Source organism: Pseudomonas entomophila (assembly GCF_018417595.1).
Classification (GTDB): domain Bacteria; phylum Pseudomonadota; class Gammaproteobacteria; order Pseudomonadales; family Pseudomonadaceae; genus Aquipseudomonas; species Aquipseudomonas entomophila_C.
The window spans coordinates 3,282,347-3,301,110 of record NZ_CP070982.1; the positions used below are offsets into that span (position 1 = coordinate 3,282,347).

The following is an 18,764-nucleotide window of genomic DNA, read 5'->3' on the forward strand; positions in this document are numbered from 1 at the left end:
AACCGATGTTGTCATGCCATTATTGCCGCTTCATTCAACCGTCACTGAATCGTTGTACTAGGATAGCAAGCAGCTCCAACGGCCGTACCGCCAACCAAGGATGCTGGTTACTGGCGTGCACGGGCCTTCGTTCCACAGCACATCATGGATGACACGATGAATTCGCACCTGCTTTTTCCGCAGATCGGCAAAGTCATAGCCAGTACCGGCAGCCGTCATTTCCCCCAGCGGCTGCATGACCTGATCCAGACCCACTTGACCATCGATGCCACCCTCATTCGCCAGATGCGGGTGGCTGGCGCCTGCTCTTCCCGCCCCGACGCCACCTTGCTCAGCGAGACGGTGTTCAGCACAGGCGAGCCGGGCGATGCCTTCGACGACCCGGCGCGCCTGCACCTGGCGCGGCGCAAGGATGGCTACCGCTACGAGATCACGGTCCTGCGCGCGGATCCGCGCTATGGGTTTTCCGCCGTCGAACGCAGTCGGCTGGAGGATATTTCCCCTCTGCTGCTGCCCATGCTCGAGAAACACATCAGTGCCCTGCAGCCCGCGCTGCCTGAGCCGAGCGAGCCGGAAAGCCTGGAGCAGCGCTTCATCGAACGCCTGCGCCAGGCCGACATCACCTTGTCGGAGCGGGAGATGCAGGTGTGCAAGGGGCTGCTTGCCGGGCGCACGGCGCCACAGCAGGCCGAGCATCTGCACCTGAGGGTCAACACCGTCGAAAGCTACCTGCGGCGGGCGGCGATCAAGCTGGGGATCAGCGGGCGCAATTCGTTGATGCGCTGGATGTACGCACAGGGAGACTGAATCTGATACGTGCCCTGTAGGAGCGGCTTCAGCCGCGATCACCCGCGAAGCGGGTGCCAGCCACCGCGCTGCCGGCATCGCGGCTGAAGCCGCTCCTACAACGCGATTCAACGGGTCAACAAACCCCAACGCCCGCAAACGCAATGAAGTCCAGCACGTCCGCTGCCTCGAACGTCTCCCCCGCCGGCACCTCCAGCAATCCATCCCCCTGCACCGCACTGAGCAACGTCGCGGAGCTCTGGTTCTCCAGCAGCCGCGCCCGCCCGCCCTCGAGCCGCACCCGCAGGTACTCCTGGCGCTTGCCCGCCTTGGGCCAGGCAAACCCTGCCACCACCGGCACGCGCACCGGCTCGACCTGCACGATCCCCATCCGCGCCAGCAAGTAGGGGCGCGCCAGCAGCAGGAAGGTCACCAATGCCGACCCCGGGTTCCCCGGCAACCCCAGTAACGGCACCGCTCCCACATGCCCGAAGGTGAAAGGCTTGCCAGGCTTGATCGCCAGCTTCCACAGTTTCACTTCACCTGCCTCGCGCAGCAGCGCGCCGATGCAGTCGGCGTCGCCCACCGACACCCCGGCGCTGGTGATGATCAGCTCGGCGCCTTCGGCCTCGGCCAAGGCCATGCGCAGCCGAAGCGGATCGTCCGGTACACAGCCCAGGTCGATCACGTCGCACCCCAGCCGTTCAAGCAACGTGGCCAGCACCACGCGATTGCTGTCAAAGATCTGCCCCGGCCCCAGCACTGCGCCCTCACCGGCCAGCTCATCACCACTGGACAGCAGTGCAACGCGTGGTCGGCGCAGCACCGGCACCTGGTTGATGCCCTGCGAGGCCAGCACCCCCAAAGAAATCGGGTTCAGTACCGTGCCCGCGGCCAGCAAGGGCGAACCCGCCCGGATCTCGTTGCCTTGTGGACGAACGTTGTCACCCCGACACAACGGGGTCAGCGAGCTCACCCGTCCTTGCGCGTCGACCACGCAGTTCTCCTGCAACTGCACGCAGTCGGCACCGTCGGGAATGGGCGCGCCAGTAAACACTCGCGCGCAGGTCCCCGCCTGCAATGGCCCCGGCGCCTGCCCGGCGAATACGGCCTGCGACACCGGCAAGGGTTGCCCCGGCAGATCTTCGAGGCGCAGCGCGTAGCCGTCCATGGCGCTGTTGGCCCAGGGCGGCAGGTCGATGGCCGCACGCAGATCCTCGGCCAGCACACGACCATCGGCCTGGCGAAGGGCGACCGGCTCGACGGCCGTGAACGGCGTCGCCCTGGCCAGCGCCAGCAGTTGGCGCAGCGCCTCGTCGACCGACATCAAGGCGCTCACGAGCGCGACCCGCACAGGTTGACCGCCTTCAGGTGCGGCACGAAGTTGCACGGGCGGTGACGCGCATCCAGCTGTTCCACCAGGATGCCTTCCCAGGCGGTACGGCAGGCGCCGGTGGAGCCCGGCAGGCAGCACACCAGGGTGCCGTTGGCCAGGCCGGCCAGGGCACGGCTCTGCACCGTCGAGGTGCCGATGTCGAGGATCGACAGCGCGCGGAACAACTCGCCGAAACCATCGATCTGCTTGTCCAGCAGGCAAGCAACCGCCTCGGGGGTGCTGTCACGCCCGGTAAAGCCGGTGCCACCGGTGATCAGCACCACCTGCACGCTGTCATCGGCGATCCAGCCCGCCACCTGGGCGCGGATCTTGTACAGATCGTCCTTGAGCAGCACCCTGTCCACCAGCCGATGGCCCATGCCCACCGCGCGGCTGGCCAGCAGCTCGCCGGAGGTGTCGGTTTCGAAGGTGCGGGTATCGCTGACGGTCAGCACGGCGATATTCAGGGGAACAAATACGGCATCGGGTCGGGTATTCATCTTTGGCGCTCAGGCAGTCGATCACACGTTGGCGAAACTAGAGATCCGTACCGCCGGCGTCCAATCGATATTAGCCACGACCCCATAAGCCGACTCTATCGTTCGAATCGGCGACGGTTACCACTGAATCGTTTCACATGCGGCCAACGGTTGCGGCTAGAATCCCGGAGACCCTTCATCCGCAACCGTTTCGCCAGGATACCCGATGCTGACCGCCCTGCTGTTCGACCTCGATGGGACCCTCACCGACACCGACACCCTGCACTTGCAGGCCTTCCGCAAACTGTTGCACGACCACGACGGCCGCGCGCTGACCCAGGAGCAGTTCGACACACAGGTGAGCGGGCGCTCCAACGGCCTGCTGTTCGCTGACCTGTTCCCGCACGCGGACACCGCCGAACGCCAGAGGCTGGCGGAGCGCAAGGAGGCGCTGTTCCGCGAGCTGTCACCGAGCCTGTCGCCGCTGCCCGGCCTGCTCGACCTGCTGGCGCACGCCGAACAGCACGGCATCGGCATGTGCGTGGTGACCAATGCGCCGCGCCTGAATGCCGAGCACATGCTGGCCGCCATGGGCCTGGACGAGCGCTTCAAGCACGTGCTGGTCGCGGACGAGCTGGAACGCCCCAAGCCAGACCCGCTGCCCTACCTCACCGGCCTGCAACGCCTGGGGGCCAACGCTGGCCAGGCGCTGGCCTTCGAGGACTCGCTACCAGGCGTCAAGGCGGCCGTCGATGCCGGGATCTTCACCGTGGGTCTGGCAACCACGCAACCTGCCGAGCGGCTGCTGGAGGCTGGGGCGCGGCTGGTGATCGAGGACTACGATGATCCGCGCCTGTGGGCGCTGATCGAGCAGATGCAAACGCAAGCGTGAGCTGCGTCTGTAGGAGCGGCTTCAGCCGCGATGCGGGCTTCGCGGTATCTGGCACCCGCTGCGCGGGTGATCGCGGCTGAAGCCGCTCCTACAACGGTCGTATCAGGCCAACGGGGCGCGGGGCACCGCCCCCACCATTCGTCGGCCACGTACAGGCCACTGTCGATTCCACCGCCGCCCCATTCGACCACAGGTTGAACCCCTCAGCCTGGAGTCGCCCCCATGACCCACCCCAAGCACGCCGTGGTCTCGCGCAGCCAATGGCTCGCCACCCGGCAACAACTGTGGCTGCACGAAAAGGCCTTCACCCACCAACGCGACGAACTGGCCGCCGCCCGCCGCGCCTTGCCCTGGGTGAAAGTCGAACAGGACTACCGCTTCCACGGCCCTGACGGCGAGCTCGGCCTTGACGGGCTGTTCGCCGGACGCAGCCAACTGCTGGTCTACCACTTCATGTTCGCCGAAGGCTGGCAGGAAGGCTGCCCGGGTTGCTCGTTCCTGGCCGATCACTTCGATGGCGCCAACCTGCACCTGGCGCACCATGACGTGTCGCTGGTGGCGGTATCCCGCGCGCCCTACACCGAGTTCCAGGCGTTTCGCCAGCGCATGGGCTGGCACTTCCCCTGGTTCTCGTCCCATGGCAGCCAATTCAACCAGGACTTCGGCGTCAGCGTCGCCACCGACGGCACGGCCCAGTACAACTACGAACCCTACACGGGCAGCGAAAACGAGCTGCCCGGGCTGAGCACCTTCTACCGCGACCAGGACGGCAGCCTCTACCACACCTACTCCACCTACGCCCGCGGCCTGGACATCCTGGTCAATACCTACAACTTCCTCGACCTGGCGCCGCTAGGGCGCAACGAGGCGGGCACGATGGACTGGGTGCGTCACCACGACCGCTACGAAGGCGCCGACGCCAAGCCGCACTGCTGCGCGAAATGAGTCAGGACGCCGCCGCCTCGCCGCTCGCCTCGACCCGCGCCGCGTAGCGCTGCGCCAGCACCGCGCAGACCATCAGCTGGATCTGATGGAACAGCATCAACGGCAGGATCATCGCGCCGATGCCCCCGCCGACGAACAACACCTGCGCCATCGGCACGCCGGTGGCCAGGCTTTTCTTGGAGCCGGCGAACAGGATGGTGATGCGATCCTCGACGTTGAACCCGAACGCACGCCCGAGCACGCGGGTGCCCAGCAGCACCACCGCCAGCAAGATGCCGCACACGGCGAACAGCCCCGCCAGGTGCTGCGCCGAGACGCTGTGCCACAGCCCGGTGACCACCGCTTCGCTGAAAGCGGTGTAGACCACCAGCAGGATCGAACCCTGGTCTACCATCTTCAACCAGCGGGCATTGCGCCGGACCCAGTCGCCGATCCAGCGGCGGGCGATCTGCCCGGCGACGAAAGGCACCAGCAACTGAAGGGTGATCTTGAGTACGGCGTCCAGCCCCGAGCCGGTATCGCCGGAGGCACCGAGCAGCATCATCACCAGCAGCGGCGTGAGGAAGATCCCCAGCAGGCTGGATGCCGCGGCGCTGCAAATGGCCGCCGGCACGTTGCCACGGGCCAGCGAAGTGAAGGCGATCGCCGACTGCACCGTGGCCGGCAGCGCACACAGGTACAGCACCCCCAGGTACAGCTCGTTGCCCACCAATGGCACGAACAGCGGCTTGAACGCCATGCCAAGCAAGGGGAACAGCACGAAGGTGCTGGCGAATACCAGCAGATGCAGGCGCCAGTGGCCGGCGCCGGCGATGATGGCCTCGCGCGACAGCTTGGCGCCATGCAGGAAGAACAGCAGGCCGATGGCCAGGTTGGTCAGCCAGCCGAACAGCACTGCCCCTTCGCCGGAACAGGGCAGCACGGTGGCAATGAACACCACCCCGAGCAACGCCAGGGTGAAGTTGTCGAAAAGCATGCGCAAATACTTCATCACGTATTCCGTCTTGTCATTGTGCAAGCCCGGACGATAAGGTCTGCGCTTTTCCCGCGCTAACGCCGGAACCCCTGGCAATGTCGCCCAACGGACACCGGGGCAGGCCACAGGCCGCCGATGTTCGGCATTTTCCCGCAGCGCAATTCGACAAGGACTGCTTTCCCATGAAACACACCCGCCACCTCTGCCTCACCGCCACCCTGGCGCTGGTCAGCCTGCCCACCCTGGCCGACAGCCTGCAGTCGACGGTCGATGGCGTCATCCAGCCGTTGATGCGCGAACAAGGTATCGCCGGCATGGCCGTGGCCGTTTACGTCAATGGCGAGTCGCACTACTTCAACTACGGCTATGCGGACAAACAGGAAAAACAAGCCGTGAGCCGCGACACCCTGTTCGAGGTCGGCTCGGTGAGCAAGACCTACACCGCCACCCTTGCCGCCCTGGCCAGCGCCGAAGGCAAGCTCGACCTCGCCGCGCCCGCCAGCCGCTACCAGCCGGCCCTGGCCGGTACGCCCATCGGCAGCGCCAGCGTACTGGAACTGGGGGCCTACAGCGGCGACTGCCTGCCGTTGCAATTCCCGGACGAAGTGCAGACCGACAAACAGGTCCTGGCCTTCTACCAGCACTGGCAGCGCCGCTTCGAACACGGCACCATGCGCTGCTACTCGAACCCCAGCCTGGGCCTGTTCGGCAACCTGGCGGCGCGCTCGCAGCAACGCCCGTTCGCCGAAGTGATGACCCAGGATGTGCTGCCGCGACTGGGCCTGCGCCACACCTACCTGGAGGTGCCGGCCAGCGCTCGCGGGCTGTATGCCCAGGGCTACGACGCCGCCGACAAGCCGGTGCGGGTCGGCCCCGGCCCCTTCGCCGACGAAGCCTATGGCATCAAGACCAGTGCCAGCGACATGCTGCGCTACGTCCAGCTGCAGGTGAAGCCGAACGAACTCGACCCGGCGCTGCGCAAGGCCATCGCCATCACCCAGGCTGGCTACTTCCAGGTCGGCGCCATGACCCAGGGCCTGGGCTGGGAGCGCTACCCGTATCCGGTGGCCCTGGACACCTTGCTGGCGGGCAATGGCGCCAACATGATCCGCGAGCCCCAGGCCACCAAGGCCCTGGTCCCCAGCCTCCCGGCCGAGCCCGCGGCCTGGTACAACAAGACCGGCGCCACCAATGGTTTCGGCGCCTATATCGCCTTCGTGCCCTCCAAGCAGATGGGCATTGTCCTGCTCGCCAACCGCAACTACCCCAACGAGGAACGCGTGCGCGCCGCCCAACGCATCCTCGCCAGCCTGGAGCGCTGAAACATGTTGAGAATCCTCGGCAAGGCGTCATCGATCAATGTACGCAAGGTGCTGTGGACCTGCGTCGAACTGGGCCTGCCCTATCAACGCGAAGACTGGGGCAGCGGCTTCCAGGCCACCGACACGCCGGAATTCCTGGCCCTGAACCCCAACGCCATGGTGCCGGTGATCGTCGACGGCGACTTCGTACTGTGGGAGTCGAACAGCATCCTGCGCTACCTGGTCAACGCGCATGGCGGTGCCCACCTCTATCCTGCCGCGCCGCGCGCCCGCGCGGCCGTCGACCAATGGCTGGACTGGCAGGCCACCGACCTCAATGACGCCTGGCGCTATCCGTTCATGTCCCTGGTGCGCCACTCCCCCGCGCACCAGGACCCGGCGTTGCTGGCCGCTGCGAGCGCCCAGTGGACCGCGCGGATGCGCCTGCTCGAACAGCGCCTGCAAGCCACCAACGCGTATGTGGCCGGCAGCGATTTCAGCCTGGCCGACGTGGCCATCGGCCTGTCGCTCAACCGCTGGCGCCGTACGCCGCTGGAGCACCCGCCACTGCCGGCGCTGGAGGCGTATCACGCACGCCTGCGCCAGCGCGCGGGCTTCCTCGAGCACGGAGACAATGGAACCCCATGAACTAAAAGCAGGATTGTCCGACAAGATGTAGTGCTAAAAAATATTCACTACAAAACTGTTGACGCCCTTCCCGGCCCTTGTGCATGATGAGGCCGTCTCCCCGATCGGGAGCGGTGGCAAGGGTGTTCCAGACGGCCTGCGCGGTAACGCAGGCCGTCCGTGGAGAGGGAAACTGCCCAGAAGGCAGCGTGAGAAAGCCCCTGTTGCGATGCTGCTGTAGCAGCCTTGGTTAGTGCGCTACATGGTGTAGCGCCGAATGTGAACTTCACCTGCGAAATTCACCGACGAATAGAGTAATGGGGGCTTTGATATGATGAACCTGAACAACAATCCGACCATCCACCAACTGGCCCAGCTGTTCGCCGCGCGCAAGGACAGCCTCGACGACCACCTGCTGTGGGTCAGCCAGTCCGGCGAGGTCCGCCTGGACCGCCTGCCGCCCAACACGGTCGAAGCCGAATTCGAATCGCACATGCCCAGCATGCGCGCCCGCTTCAAGGTCTACCGCCGTGGCCAGGGCTACGTCGGCAAGAAGGCCGCCGCCGACATCACCTTCGTCGGCCGCGTACTCGAGACCCTGCAACAAGAATGGCCTGCGGCCCGTGAGCGGCAGGCAATCAAGGTGATCGACTCGCTGAACTGAAACAGGTTCAACCAGTAGTACGCCGCTTCTTGAGCCCGGCCTGAACCGCCGGGCTTTTTCATGCCTGCTAGTGTCCTGTCTCGGAAATAAGCTGTTCATTTTTGGCGGCGCCTTGGCCGAACACCCAAGCCACTCGCGAAAAAGTGAACGTATTTCCGAGACAGGACACTAGAATGCTGTTCTTTTCATCAAGGAGCGCCCGATGAACACCCCTGCCTTCGGCACCGATGACGCCTCCTACCAGGCCGCTGGCGGCATCGATGGCCTGCGCCGGCTGGTCGATGACTTCTACCGGCTGATGGAACAAAGCCCGTCGGCCGCCAGCGTGCGCCGCATGCACCCGGACGACCTGTCCGGCTCGCGCGACAAGCTGGCGTGCTTTCTCAGCGGCTGGTTGGGCGGGCCGCGCCTGTACAGCGAACGCTACGGTTCGATCGCCATCCCTTCGTTCCACGCCCAGTGGCCGATCAGCGAAGCCCACAGCGCCATCTGGCTCGACTGCATGGCCCAGGCCATTGCCCTGCAACCCTGGTCAGGCGAGTTCGCCGAGTACCTGCTGCGCCAGCTGCGGGTGCCTGCCGAGCGCATCGTCCAGGCCAGCCGCAACCGCCACGCTCAGGCCTGAAGCCGGCGCGGCGCCCGCTCCGGCAGCGGTACGGCGCCGGTGGCCAGCGCACGGGCGCGATCCACACCCCAGACCAGCGCGCGGGTCATGGTCTCGCCGGGGCGCGCGGGGTAGTACTCTTCCAGCAAGGCCTTGCCGTTACTGGCATACAGCCCGAGAAACAACTGCGTGGCACCCAGGCGCGACAAACGCACCTGCACATCCAGGCTGGTGCCGTCGCTCAGTTCTTCGTCGTGGCTGCGGCAGTGCAGTTGCGCATCGGCCCACTGCCAGTAGGTCTCTTCCCTGATTCGCATTGAAATCAATACTCCGTTTGGTCAAATGCCGCGCAAGAAAAGCACAGTCGCAAGCCTGCGGCGAGGGCGACACACCGATACCATGAGCAGGATCAAGGAATGCAAAAAAAACCCCGCCGTTGGGCGGGGCGCTGTGCGTGCCGGCTTACTTCCTGGCGGGGAAGCGAGGGGTGAAGCGACCTTTCTTGGCGCGTTGCAGGTGCGCGGGTGGCAACTGCTCGGTCTCGTCCAGGGTCATGTTGGCGAAGCCCAGGCGCAAGAACGATTGCCCGCAGCGCACCTGGTTGTTGATTGGGAATGCATCGTTCAGGTCTTCGAAATAGGATTCGCTCATGCCCAGACTCCCTCAAGCGGTGACCGTGCCGGCAAACAGCTCGTTTGCCTAGATAAACAGCGGTCCGATGAAGTGAGACTAGTTGGTCATTTGCAGACCTGTCGGACAATCCAGCATTCCCCGACCGATGGCAAACTTACATCACTTCAAGCGCACCGCCGTGCCGGTGGCGAAGACCACGACCATGCCACCTTGCACCGACGGCATGCTGATCTCGAAGTCCACACCCACCACGGCGTCGGCTTGCAACTGCCGTGCCCGCGCCTTGAGTTCCTCGGTGGCCTGCTCGCGGGCCTCCTTCAGTGCGCTCTCCAGGGTCTGCGAACGGCCGCCGAAGAAGTCGCGAAAGCGTGCGAAGAAATCGCGCACGAAGTTGATCCCCTGCACCGATTCGGCGCTGACCACGCCGAGGTACTCGGCGACGGGGCGGCCTTCAAGCTGGCTGGTGGTGCTGATGATCATGGGGTTGCTCCTTACAAAAAGAAGGCGATGCTAACAAATTACACGCACGAAGGAGCCAGCCTTGCTGGCGAACCGTGGCGACGGGGTTCGCCAGCAAGGCTGGCGCCTACGGGAATCGTGGCGTCTTTCAGTGGGCGGTGGCGGCGCGCAGCCGCTGCCCCAGGCGTGGCCCGAACACGTTGATCAGCAACCCCAGCATCACCAGCAACGCCCCCCAGCACTGCGCCGTGCTCAGGCGCTCCCCCAGCAGCACAGCGGAAGAACTCAGGCCGATCACCGGCACCAGCAACGAGAACGGCGCCACCTTGCCCGCCGGGTGCCGCGACAGCAGCGTGCTCCACAGGCTGTAGCCGACCATGGTGGCGACAAAGGCCAGGTAGAGGAGCGCCAGCACCGAGCTCCAGCTGATGTTCGCCAGGGCATGGCCAATCCGCTCCGGCCCTTCCAGCCACCAGGACAGCGCCAGGAATGGCAAGGGCGGAATCAGCCCGCCCCAGATCACCAGGGCCACCAGGTCGACCTTGCCGAAGCGCCGGGTAATGATGTTGCCCATGCCCCACATGGCGCCGCCACACAGGGTCAGCAGCAAGGCGATCAAGGGCACGTGGCTGCTGTTCTCGCTACCGATCACCGCCAGCCCGCTGGCCGCCACCAGCAACCCCAGCACACTGGCCAGGCGCAGCCGTTCACCGAGGAACAGCGCGGCGAAACCCAGGGTGAAGAACGCCTGGGATTGCAGCACCAGCGAGGCCAGCCCCGGTGGCATGCCGCTGTACATCGCCTGGAAAAGGAAGGCGAACTGGCCCAGGGAGATCGTCGCGCCATAAGCGATCAACCAGCGCCAGGGCAGGTTCGGCCGCTTGACCAGCAAGACCGCCGGGAAGGCCACCAGCAGAAAGCGCAACGCCCCCAGCAACATGGGCGGCAGGCCATCGAGGCCAACCTTGATGACCACGAAGTTGACGCCCCAGGCGATGATCACCACCAGGGCGATCAGCAGGTCCTTGAGTGGCATTGCACGCATTCCTTCTACAGGCTGTTATAGAAATATTTCGTAACAGCATAAGGTCATTCGCCTGCCATGGACCAGCACAGTTGGCCTTCAGCCTTGCGCAACAGTCGGCTGTCATGGCCCCGGAAACGGGGCTTGAATTGACCTGATCCTTCACTTGACCAGACTTGTATATACATGATCATATCAAGCCTCGGTCATCCGCCCTGCGTTGCGCCGATGGCCGCCGCCCTTCACAAAAACAACGAAGCGGAGCCCTCCCCCGATGTCCAGCAAACCTGTAATCGAGCGGCGCTCGATCGACTACATCCCCGAGTCTGAACGCCATGGACGGGTGTACAGCCAATTCACCTTGTGGCTGGGAGCCAACCTGCAGATCACCGCGATCGTCACCGGCGCACTGGCGGTGGTGTTGGGCGGCGATGTGTTCTGGTCGCTGATCGGCCTGCTGATCGGGCAACTGGCCGGCGGCACGGTGATGGCCCTGCACGCCGCCCAAGGGCCGCGCCTGGGGCTGCCGCAGATGATTTCCAGCCGGGTGCAGTTCGGTGTCTATGGCGCGGCCATACCCATGGCCCTGGTGTGCCTGATGTACCTGGGCTTCACCGCCACCGGCACGGTGCTTTCCGGCCAGGCCATCGGCCAGTTGCTCAGCGTCAGCGACAGCACCGGCATCCTGATCTTCGCCGGGGTGATCGTGCTGGCCACGTTGGCCGGCTACCGGGTGATCCACTGGATCGGGCGCCTGGCCAGCGTGCTGGGGATCATCGCCTTCATCTATCTGTTCAGCCGCATCCTGATGCTCGCCGACATCGGCCAGTTGCTCGACAACCGCCATTTCAGCTGGGGCAGCTTCCTGCTCGCGGTGTCGCTGGCGGCGTCCTGGCAGATCGCCTTCGGCCCCTACGTGGCCGACTACTCGCGCTACCTGCCCAGCAGCACGTCGCCCGTGAAGACCTTTCTCGCCGCCGGCCTGGGCTCGGTGATCGGCGCCCAGGCCTCGATGGTCCTCGGCGTGTTCGCCGCCGCCATTGCCGGCGGCCAGTTCTCAGGGCGCGAAGTGGCCTATATCGTCGGCCTGGGCGGTGCCGGCACCACCGCGGCGCTGCTGTATTTCTGCATCGCCTTCGGCAAGGTGACCATCTCCACGCTCAACAGCTACGGCAGCTTCATGTGCATCGCCACGATCATCAGCGGTTTCCGTGGCCACCTGCACATCAGCCGCCTGCAGCGCCTGGTGTTCGTGCTGGCGATCGTCGGCGCGGCGACCCTGGTCGCCCTGCTCGGCCAGCATTCGTTCCTCAGTGCGTTCAAGTCGTTCATCCTGTTCCTGCTGACCTTCTTCGTGCCCTGGAGCGCGGTCAACCTGGTGGATTACTACTTCATCACCAAGGAGCGCTACGACATTCCGGCGCTGGCCGACCCCAACGGCCGCTACGGGCGCTGGAACTGGCCGGGGATCACGGTCTACACCTTTGGCGTGCTGGTGCAGATGCCCTTCATCGACACCAAGCTGTACACCGGGCCCATGGTCGCGCACCTGGGTGGCGTGGATGTGTCGTGGCTGATCGGGCTGGTGGTGCCGAGCGTGCTGTACTACTGCGTGGCCCGGCGTCGCGCCGGCGAGGCGCCGTTGCACATCATCGTGCCTGAGGTGCGCTGATCGCCTGTAGAAGCGTGGGGGTGCTCGCTCATTGAGCTGAGCCACCCCATCGACTTGACCGCGCCCACGAACCCGTTGCCAGGTCCGCGGGGCAGATGCAACACCTTGTCTATCGGTTGCCGGGGCCTTAGAACGCCCAATCCAGGGTCAGGCCGACCCCGTGGCTGTTGTCGCGGCTACCCAGCAGCCCGTTGTAGTCCAGGTTGACACGGGCCTGTTGGCCCAGGGCGACCCCCGCCCGCAAGCCGACCACCGCTGCATCACGATCCAGGAACAGCGCCTGCACCTTGTAGGTATCGCCTTGGCCTGCGAAGGCCAGGTGCTGGTCAGCCCCGGTGGAGCTCAGGTTGTGCTGCCAGCCCAGGGTGGCGGAAAGCTCCACCGCCTGGCCGCCGGACAGTTGCAGTTGCTTGCCGGCGCGCATGCCCAGGGTCGACAGCCAGGCATCGCGGTTGTCCTGCCCGCCCTTGAGCGCGGCAGCACCGCCATGTTCCTTGAAGCTGTCGCTGTCGATATGCACATAGGCCAGGTTGGCGAACGGCTCCAGCGCCATACCTGGCACGGCGACCTTCCAGGCGGCTTCGCCGAACACCTGGGTGCTCTGGGCATCGCGCTTGCTCTTCAGGCGATCGCTGACCTCGTTGTACTGCAGCTCGCGCTTGGTATCGATGCGGTGCCAGCTGTGGCTGCCGCCCAGGCTCAGGCGCACCTGTTCCAGTTCCTTGCCGGCATAGGCACCCAGGTGGTAGCTATCGACGCTGGCCGAGGAATGACGCCCATCGCCCATGCTCAACGAGCTGTCGCTGTAGCCGGTGAAGACGCCGATGCGGGTATCCTCGTTCACCTGCCCGTCGGCCCCCAGCAACAGGCCGCCAATGGAAGTGCTGTAGCGCGCCCGACCGGAATCACCGTCGGCCTTGCCCCAGGCACCCAGGGCCTTGACCCACAGGCCGTTGCCCTGGCCATCCACGGTCGGCGCGGCGAGACGGGTACGCTCGCCCATGGCGTCGCGCAGCTGGCGGCTGTCGTTGAGCAGCAGGTTGCCCACCGCCGGGTGGATTTCCCCGGACAATTGATCGAACGCCTGCCGCGCGCTGGCGGCATCGGTCGACAACAGCAGGCTCTCGTAGACCGGGTTGCCCGCGCCGAGTCGATCGGCGGCCGCGGCCACCGCACGCTGGTTGGCGGTCAAGCCGACACTGGCGAAGCTGGCGCTGCGTTGCACCGCCAGTTGCACGCCGTTGCCGCCATAGGCCAGGCCGCCACCGAGGAACAGCAAGTTGGACTGCACATTGGCGAAGCTGCCCTGCACGCCGCCCGCGGCTTCCAGGATGTCGAACTGGCGCCCCACCAGGCTCGGTGCCTGCTGGGATTGCAGCGAAACCCCGGGGTTCTGCAGGTCCAGGGCCAGGTTCGCCCCGCCCAGGGACACCTTGCCACCGCTGACCAGGCGGTCGCTGCCTGTGGTATCGACCTCCACGGCATAGGTCGAGTCCGGCTGGAAGGTCACGTCGGAACTCACCTGCAGGGTGCCGATGGAGTTGCCTGGCGCCACCACGCCGCCGGGGTTGACCACCAGCGCGCCGATCCGGCCATTGCCGCCCAGCACGCCGCCGGCGTTGACCGCCACCGTCGATTGCAGCGAACCATTGACCGCCAGGCGTCCCTGGTTGACCAAGGTCGGGCCGGAGTAGGTGTTGTTGCCGCTGAGCACCAGGGTGCCGATGCCCTGCTTGGTCAGGCCGCCATGGCCAGAAATGTCGTTGCTCCACAGGTCCAGCCCGCAGCCCAGGCCGTTGCAGACCCGCTGGGTCGGCTTGCCGGCATCCACCACGGCGCCGATACCCGGCAGGTCGACCACGAACTGGCTCGGGCCGTAGCCACCGGCGATGCGGAACGCCTCGGGAATGTCCTGTTCGGTGACCAGCATGCCCGGGCCACGGATCCCTTTGTCCAGGTTGATCATGCCCCAGCCGTACAAGGCATCGATGCCGGGCGCGCCCATGTCGGTGGCGGTGGTGCGCAGCACGCTGGCGATCTGTGCGCCGCTCATGTAGGGGAAGCGCTCCATCAGCACCGCCGCCGCGCCGGCGGCATGGGGCGCGGCCATGGAGGTACCGTTCTTGTTGGCGTAGCCCTGGGTCAGGTCTGCCAGGCTGGTCCCCCCAATCACTGCGCTGTAGATCCGGGTGCCGGGTGCCGATACACAGAAGCTCGCGGTATAGCCGCAACGCGAGGAGAACGTGCTGGCCAGGTACGGGTTGGCGCTGCTGGTGTCGGGGTTCTGCTGCAACGCCGCCACGGTCATCCAGTTCGGGGCGATGTCCGGGACGAAATAGCCCAGCCCGGCAATCGCATCGGGGTTGTTCAGGTTGTAGTCGTTGCCGGCGGCGAAGATCGTCAGGACCCCGCTGCGAGCGGCGGCGATAGCCCCGTCATAGGCGCCACCGGGCAAGGTGCCCAGCAGCGGCTGGATCTGCGCGAACTGCGCCCGGGCATCGTCCACGGTGAAGTGCGGGAAATCCGGATTACGTCCACCCTTGGCGAAGCGATCGGTGATACCAATGCCCCAGCTGTTGTTGATGATCCGCGCGCCGCTGGTCACCAGGCTGTCCCAGCCTGCCTTGTACACTGCGCCATCGTTGCCCAGGACGATCCCATCCTCCGGGCCGGGGTCGCCGTTGTCGGCGCTGATGATCTGCGCAGCGTAGGCCACGCCATGCATCGATACGCCATCACGGTTGCCGGCGGCGATCCCGCCGACGTGGGTGCCATGGGAGCCGAGCTTGCCGTCCGAACCCACCGACGGGCTGCCGTCGTAGCGAAACGCATCACCGGCCTTCACCGGGATGTAGGGGTCGGTGTACTGGCGGATGCCGCTGGTGACCAGGGTCACGATCTTGTCCTTGCCGGCGAACTCGGGGTGCGGGGCGTAGACCGGCTGGTCGAAGATCCCCAGTTTCACCCCCTTGCCGCTGTAGCCGGCGGCATAGGCGCTGTCGGCGTGAATCGCCCCCAGCCCCCAGTCGGCCTTGAATTCGTCGCTGCGCCAGCTGCCGGCGTCGCCGAGGCGGCCACTCTCCACGTAGGGCGCGGCCTGGGCCGTGCCCATCAGCGCCGCCCAGCCCACCAATGCCCGACCCAGCGGGGCCAGGGCCCAGCCCTGCGCAAGCACGCTGTCATCCTTTCTGACTTGCTTCACTACGACCTTCCTTAGTTGCATTGATGAAAAACCGCGTTGGTAAAACTCCGTAATGCAACGCCTGGCCGGCGAGCCTTAGGCCCACCCGTGCCATGGCGCTTCAGAAACGCCATTGCAGGTTGAGCCCCGCGCCATGCTGTTGCTCACGACTGGCCAGGCGCCCCTGGTAGTCCAGGCTCAGGTCCAGGTCACGGGTCAGCCCCACCCGGGCCTGGAGCCCCACCAGCGCGGCATCGCGCAAGGCTGGCGCAGTCTCCACCCGGAACGGCTGGTCGCTGCCGGCGAAGGCCAGGTGCTCGCGGTCCTGGGTGCCGCTCAGGCGGTGCTGCCAGCCCAGGCTTGCCGCCAGCTGCAGGTCCTGCTGCGGGCCCAGCTGCCATTGCTGGCGCCCACGCAGGCCCAAGGTGCTGAGCCAGGCATCACGCTGCTCGTCACCGGCATGCAGCGCCGCGGCGTCGCCCTTCTCATGGAAGCCGTCGCGGTCCAGGTGCTGGTAGGTCAGGTTGGCGAAGGGCTCCAACTGCACCGCCGACAATGGCAGGCGATAGGCCGCCTCGGCGAACAGCTGCTGGCTGCGGGCATCGACCCGCGCGCGCTGGCGGCCGGACACTTCGCCATAGGCCAGGTCGCGCCGGACCTCGGCACGGTGCCAGCTGTAGCTGGCGCCCAGGCTCAAACGCAGCTGGTCCAGGTCGTGGCGGGCATAGGCGCCCAGGTGGTAGCTGTCGACCGTGGCCCGGGAGTGGCTGCCGCCCATGCCCAGGGAACTGTCGCTGTAGCCAGCAGCCAGGCCGGCCCGGGTCTGCGCGTCGAAGTCACGATCCAGGCCCAGCAGCATGCCGCCCAGGGAGCTGGTATAGGACTCGGTGCCCTGCACGCCCTCGATGCGTCCCCAGCTGCCCAGGCCCTTGAGCCAGAGCAGGGTCGAGCCAGGCTCGCCCGCAGACGTTCCGGACGCATTGGCACTCAGCGCAGAACCTTGCACACGCTCGCCAAAGGCATCGCGCAAGACCGAACCCTGGCTGAGCAGCATCGTGTCCAGCGCCGGGTAGATTTCCCCGGCCAGTTGCCGCAGGCCTTCCCGGGCCTGGTCCGACGAGGTCGAGAGCAGCAGGCTTTCATAGACGGGATTGCCCGGCCCCAGCCGTTCCACGGCGCCGCCGCTGGCACGCTGGTTGGCCGTGGTACCCACGCTGTCGAATGTCGTGCCACTGCGCGTTATGTCCAGCTGGACGGCGTTGGCCGAATAATCGAGTACGGTCCCCAGAAACAAGTAGGCGGGCTGGACCTGGGCGAAGCGCCCGTTGACGCCACCCGCAGCCTGCAGGATGTCGAACTGGCGCCCTACCAGGCTGGCTACCGGGCCACCGGCCAACAGGTTCGGCCGCGCCTGGGGCTCCAGGCTCAGATTGGCGCCAGCGACACTGGCCTGTCCGCCCACGATGAGCCGGTCGCTGGCCGTGGGCGACAGCTCCACCCGGTAGGTCGAGCCCGGCTGCAAATCCAGGTTGCCGGCGACATTCAAGGTACCGATGGAGTTACCCGGGGCCACCACGCCCCCGACGTTGGCGGTCAGGGCTCCGATACGCCCGTTGCCTCCCAGGGAACCACCTGAATTGACCGTCACCGCCGATTGCAGGCTGCCATTGACCACCAGCAACCCGCCATCGACCCGGGTCGGGCCGCGGTAGCTGCTGTCTCCCGTGAGCTCGAGCCAGCCGGCCCCGGACTTGACCAGGCTGCCCTGGTACACCCGCTGCGCGGCAGCTGCGTCGCGGGCCATGCCCACGGCATAGTCGCTGCGCTCCTGCTGGCTGGCGCCTGCGGCCAAGCCATGCTCCCAGCCGCGATCCTTGAGGGTCTGCTGCCAGGCTTGGCGTTCCGTGGCGTCCTCGGCCTGACGCTGTACCAGGGCCTGGTCGGAGATGCCGTTGCTCCAGCTATCGCCCTGCCCGTGCCCCAGGTTGACGTCGAACTCACCGAGCAACTGCCCGGGGCCGTGCAACGCCCGGCCCAGGTCCGGGACGCCCCACCCTACCCGGTCGCTGGGCCCCTGGGTCGGCGAGCCATCGAGCTGGCGCGAGGTGGTCAGCAGCACCTGCAGGGCCTGCTGGTTGTTCAGGTAGGGATAACGCTCCATGACCAGGGCCAGGGCCCCGGTGGCATGGGGCGCAGCCATCGAGGTGCCGTTGTAGGTGGCGTAGCCGCCACCGGCAATGGTACTGGTGATCGCCGCGCCCGGGGTCGCCAGGCACCAGTACTTGGCGATGCCGCACTGGTTGTATTTCTGCTGGTTGTTCTTGTCCAGGCCCGACACCGCCAGCCAGTGGCCTTCCAGCTCCGGCTGGAAGTACGGCAGCGCCGAGCGCACGCTGGCATTGGCATAACCGCTGTTGCCGGCGCTGAACACATTGATCACGCCACGGCGCGCCACGTCGCCGGCGGCGTCGAGCCAGGTGTCCTGCTGGAAGTGTTGGGCGTAGGCCGCGCGCAGGCCGCCCAGGGTCTGGTAGCTGACATCCTTGGGCTGGCTGCCCCAACTGTTGTTGATCGCCCGCGCCCCGGCATCCACCAGGGCATCGTAGACCGCCTTGAAATACCTCGGGTCGGGGCCGGGGCCGAACAGGAAACTGTCGTTCTTGTTGGTGTTGCCCACGTAGACCTGGGCATTGAAGGCCACGCCATGCATGCCAGCGCCATCACGGGCCGCGCCCAGGGTGCCGGTGACATGGGTGCCATGGTTGTCGTTGGCGCCATTGAGCACCCCGGACACACTGAACGGGGTGCCGTCCAGATATTGGCCGGTGGCGGTCACCGCGTGAAAACGGCCGGGGCTGGCTTCGGGATGGGCGGCATCGAACCCTGAGTCCAGGGCACCGATGCGGACCCCGGCGCCGGTGATTCCGGCGGCGTAGGCCTGGCTCGCCTGCATGCGCTCCAGGCCCCAGTCCTGCTGATACTCGGCCGAACGCCAACTGGTGGGGTCGCCTGGGCGGCCGGTTTCTTGATAGGTAGCTGCTGCCGACAGCGGCAGCCCGGTGGCGAACGCCAGGCACAGGGTGCCCGTCAGCGCTTTGAGCTGATCACATCTCACATCCATGTCGATGACTTCTCTTGTTTTTGTT

The 18,764-nt window shown here is 66.1% G+C and carries 17 protein-coding genes; 8 read left to right on the forward strand and 9 right to left on the reverse strand.

The genetic code is table 11. The annotated features are described in order from the left end of the window. The first annotated feature begins 156 nt into the window (after positions 1-156). Positions 157-807 (forward strand): helix-turn-helix transcriptional regulator, encoded by a 651-nt coding sequence (locus JYG34_RS14480; RefSeq protein ID WP_213657094.1) that lies wholly within the window; start codon positions 157-159, stop codon positions 805-807. Between the two features lie 115 nt (positions 808-922). On the opposite strand, the gene JYG34_RS14485 is transcribed toward JYG34_RS14480, so the two are convergent. Both JYG34_RS14485 and moaB read right to left on the reverse strand, forming a co-directional pair. After that, on the reverse strand, positions 923-2,113 hold the full coding sequence (locus JYG34_RS14485) for a molybdopterin molybdotransferase MoeA (protein WP_213661192.1): 1,191 nt from the start codon (positions 2,111-2,113) through the stop codon (positions 923-925). 8 nt (positions 2,114-2,121) lie between these two features. After that, positions 2,122-2,661, reverse strand: coding sequence for a molybdenum cofactor biosynthesis protein B (gene moaB, locus JYG34_RS14490; RefSeq protein ID WP_213657095.1), 540 nt, complete (start codon positions 2,659-2,661; stop codon positions 2,122-2,124). Between the two features lie 205 nt (positions 2,662-2,866). Between moaB and JYG34_RS14495 the strand changes: the two genes are divergently transcribed. After that, a complete protein-coding gene (locus JYG34_RS14495) occupies positions 2,867-3,532 on the forward strand; it encodes an HAD family hydrolase (RefSeq protein WP_213657096.1) in 666 nt (221 codons plus the stop codon). A gap of 222 nt (positions 3,533-3,754) precedes the next feature. Further along, positions 3,755-4,477, forward strand: coding sequence for a DUF899 domain-containing protein (locus JYG34_RS14500; RefSeq protein WP_213657097.1), 723 nt, complete (start codon positions 3,755-3,757; stop codon positions 4,475-4,477). A gap of 1 nt (position 4,478) precedes the next feature. Here JYG34_RS14500 and JYG34_RS14505 read toward each other — a convergent pair whose 3' ends face one another. Beyond that, complete coding sequence (locus tag JYG34_RS14505) at positions 4,479-5,468, reverse strand: bile acid:sodium symporter family protein (protein WP_213657098.1); 990 nt, start codon at positions 5,466-5,468, stop codon at positions 4,479-4,481. 167 nt (positions 5,469-5,635) lie between these two features. On the opposite strand from JYG34_RS14505, the gene ampC reads away from it, so the two are divergent. The 4 genes from ampC to JYG34_RS14530 all read left to right on the forward strand — a co-directional run bounded on the left by ampC (position 5,636) and on the right by JYG34_RS14530 (position 8,670). Then, positions 5,636-6,775 carry a class C beta-lactamase gene (gene ampC / locus JYG34_RS14510; RefSeq protein WP_213657099.1) on the forward strand — a complete coding sequence of 380 codons (1,140 nt, stop codon included), beginning with the start codon at positions 5,636-5,638 and terminating at the stop codon, positions 6,773-6,775. Between the two features lie 3 nt (positions 6,776-6,778). Further along, entirely contained in the window at positions 6,779-7,402 is a 624-nt protein-coding gene (locus JYG34_RS14515) for a glutathione S-transferase family protein (RefSeq protein WP_213657100.1), read from the forward strand. 310 nt (positions 7,403-7,712) lie between these two features. Next, positions 7,713-8,045 (forward strand): hypothetical protein, encoded by a 333-nt coding sequence (locus JYG34_RS14520; protein WP_213657101.1) that lies wholly within the window; start codon positions 7,713-7,715, stop codon positions 8,043-8,045. Positions 8,046-8,247: 202 nt separating this feature from the next. Then, positions 8,248-8,670, forward strand: coding sequence for a group II truncated hemoglobin (locus tag JYG34_RS14530; protein WP_213657103.1), 423 nt, complete (start codon positions 8,248-8,250; stop codon positions 8,668-8,670). Here the strand turns inward: JYG34_RS14530 and JYG34_RS14535 are convergent. From JYG34_RS14535 to JYG34_RS14550, 4 genes are all read right to left on the reverse strand, one after another. Continuing rightward, entirely contained in the window at positions 8,661-8,966 is a 306-nt protein-coding gene (locus JYG34_RS14535) for a hypothetical protein (RefSeq protein WP_213657104.1), read from the reverse strand. The two genes, JYG34_RS14530 and JYG34_RS14535, sit on opposite strands and share 10 nt — an antisense overlap. Before the next feature lie 145 nt (positions 8,967-9,111). Further along, the gene (locus tag JYG34_RS14540; protein ID WP_011534181.1) at positions 9,112-9,300 is read right to left on the reverse strand and encodes a hypothetical protein; all 189 of its coding nucleotides are present in this window, start codon (positions 9,298-9,300) and stop codon (positions 9,112-9,114) included. 141 nt (positions 9,301-9,441) lie between these two features. After that, positions 9,442-9,762 carry a YbjQ family protein gene (locus JYG34_RS14545; RefSeq protein ID WP_011534182.1) on the reverse strand — a complete coding sequence of 107 codons (321 nt, stop codon included), beginning with the start codon at positions 9,760-9,762 and terminating at the stop codon, positions 9,442-9,444. A 127-nt stretch (positions 9,763-9,889) separates the two neighbouring features. Then, complete coding sequence (locus JYG34_RS14550; protein ID WP_213657105.1) at positions 9,890-10,777, reverse strand: EamA family transporter; 888 nt, start codon at positions 10,775-10,777, stop codon at positions 9,890-9,892. Positions 10,778-11,039: 262 nt separating this feature from the next. Between JYG34_RS14550 and JYG34_RS14555 the strand changes: the two genes are divergently transcribed. Further along, positions 11,040-12,437 (forward strand): purine-cytosine permease family protein, encoded by a 1,398-nt coding sequence (locus tag JYG34_RS14555; protein ID WP_213657106.1) that lies wholly within the window; start codon positions 11,040-11,042, stop codon positions 12,435-12,437. A 127-nt stretch (positions 12,438-12,564) separates the two neighbouring features. Here JYG34_RS14555 and JYG34_RS14560 read toward each other — a convergent pair whose 3' ends face one another. Further along, positions 12,565-15,549 carry an autotransporter outer membrane beta-barrel domain-containing protein gene (locus tag JYG34_RS14560; RefSeq protein ID WP_249746290.1) on the reverse strand — a complete coding sequence of 995 codons (2,985 nt, stop codon included), beginning with the start codon at positions 15,547-15,549 and terminating at the stop codon, positions 12,565-12,567. 190 nt (positions 15,550-15,739) lie between these two features. Then, positions 15,740-18,739: an autotransporter serine protease gene (locus JYG34_RS14565; RefSeq protein ID WP_213657108.1), complete on the reverse strand. Its 3,000-nt coding sequence runs from the start codon at positions 18,737-18,739 to the stop codon at positions 15,740-15,742. Between the last annotated feature and the right edge of the window lie 25 nt (positions 18,740-18,764).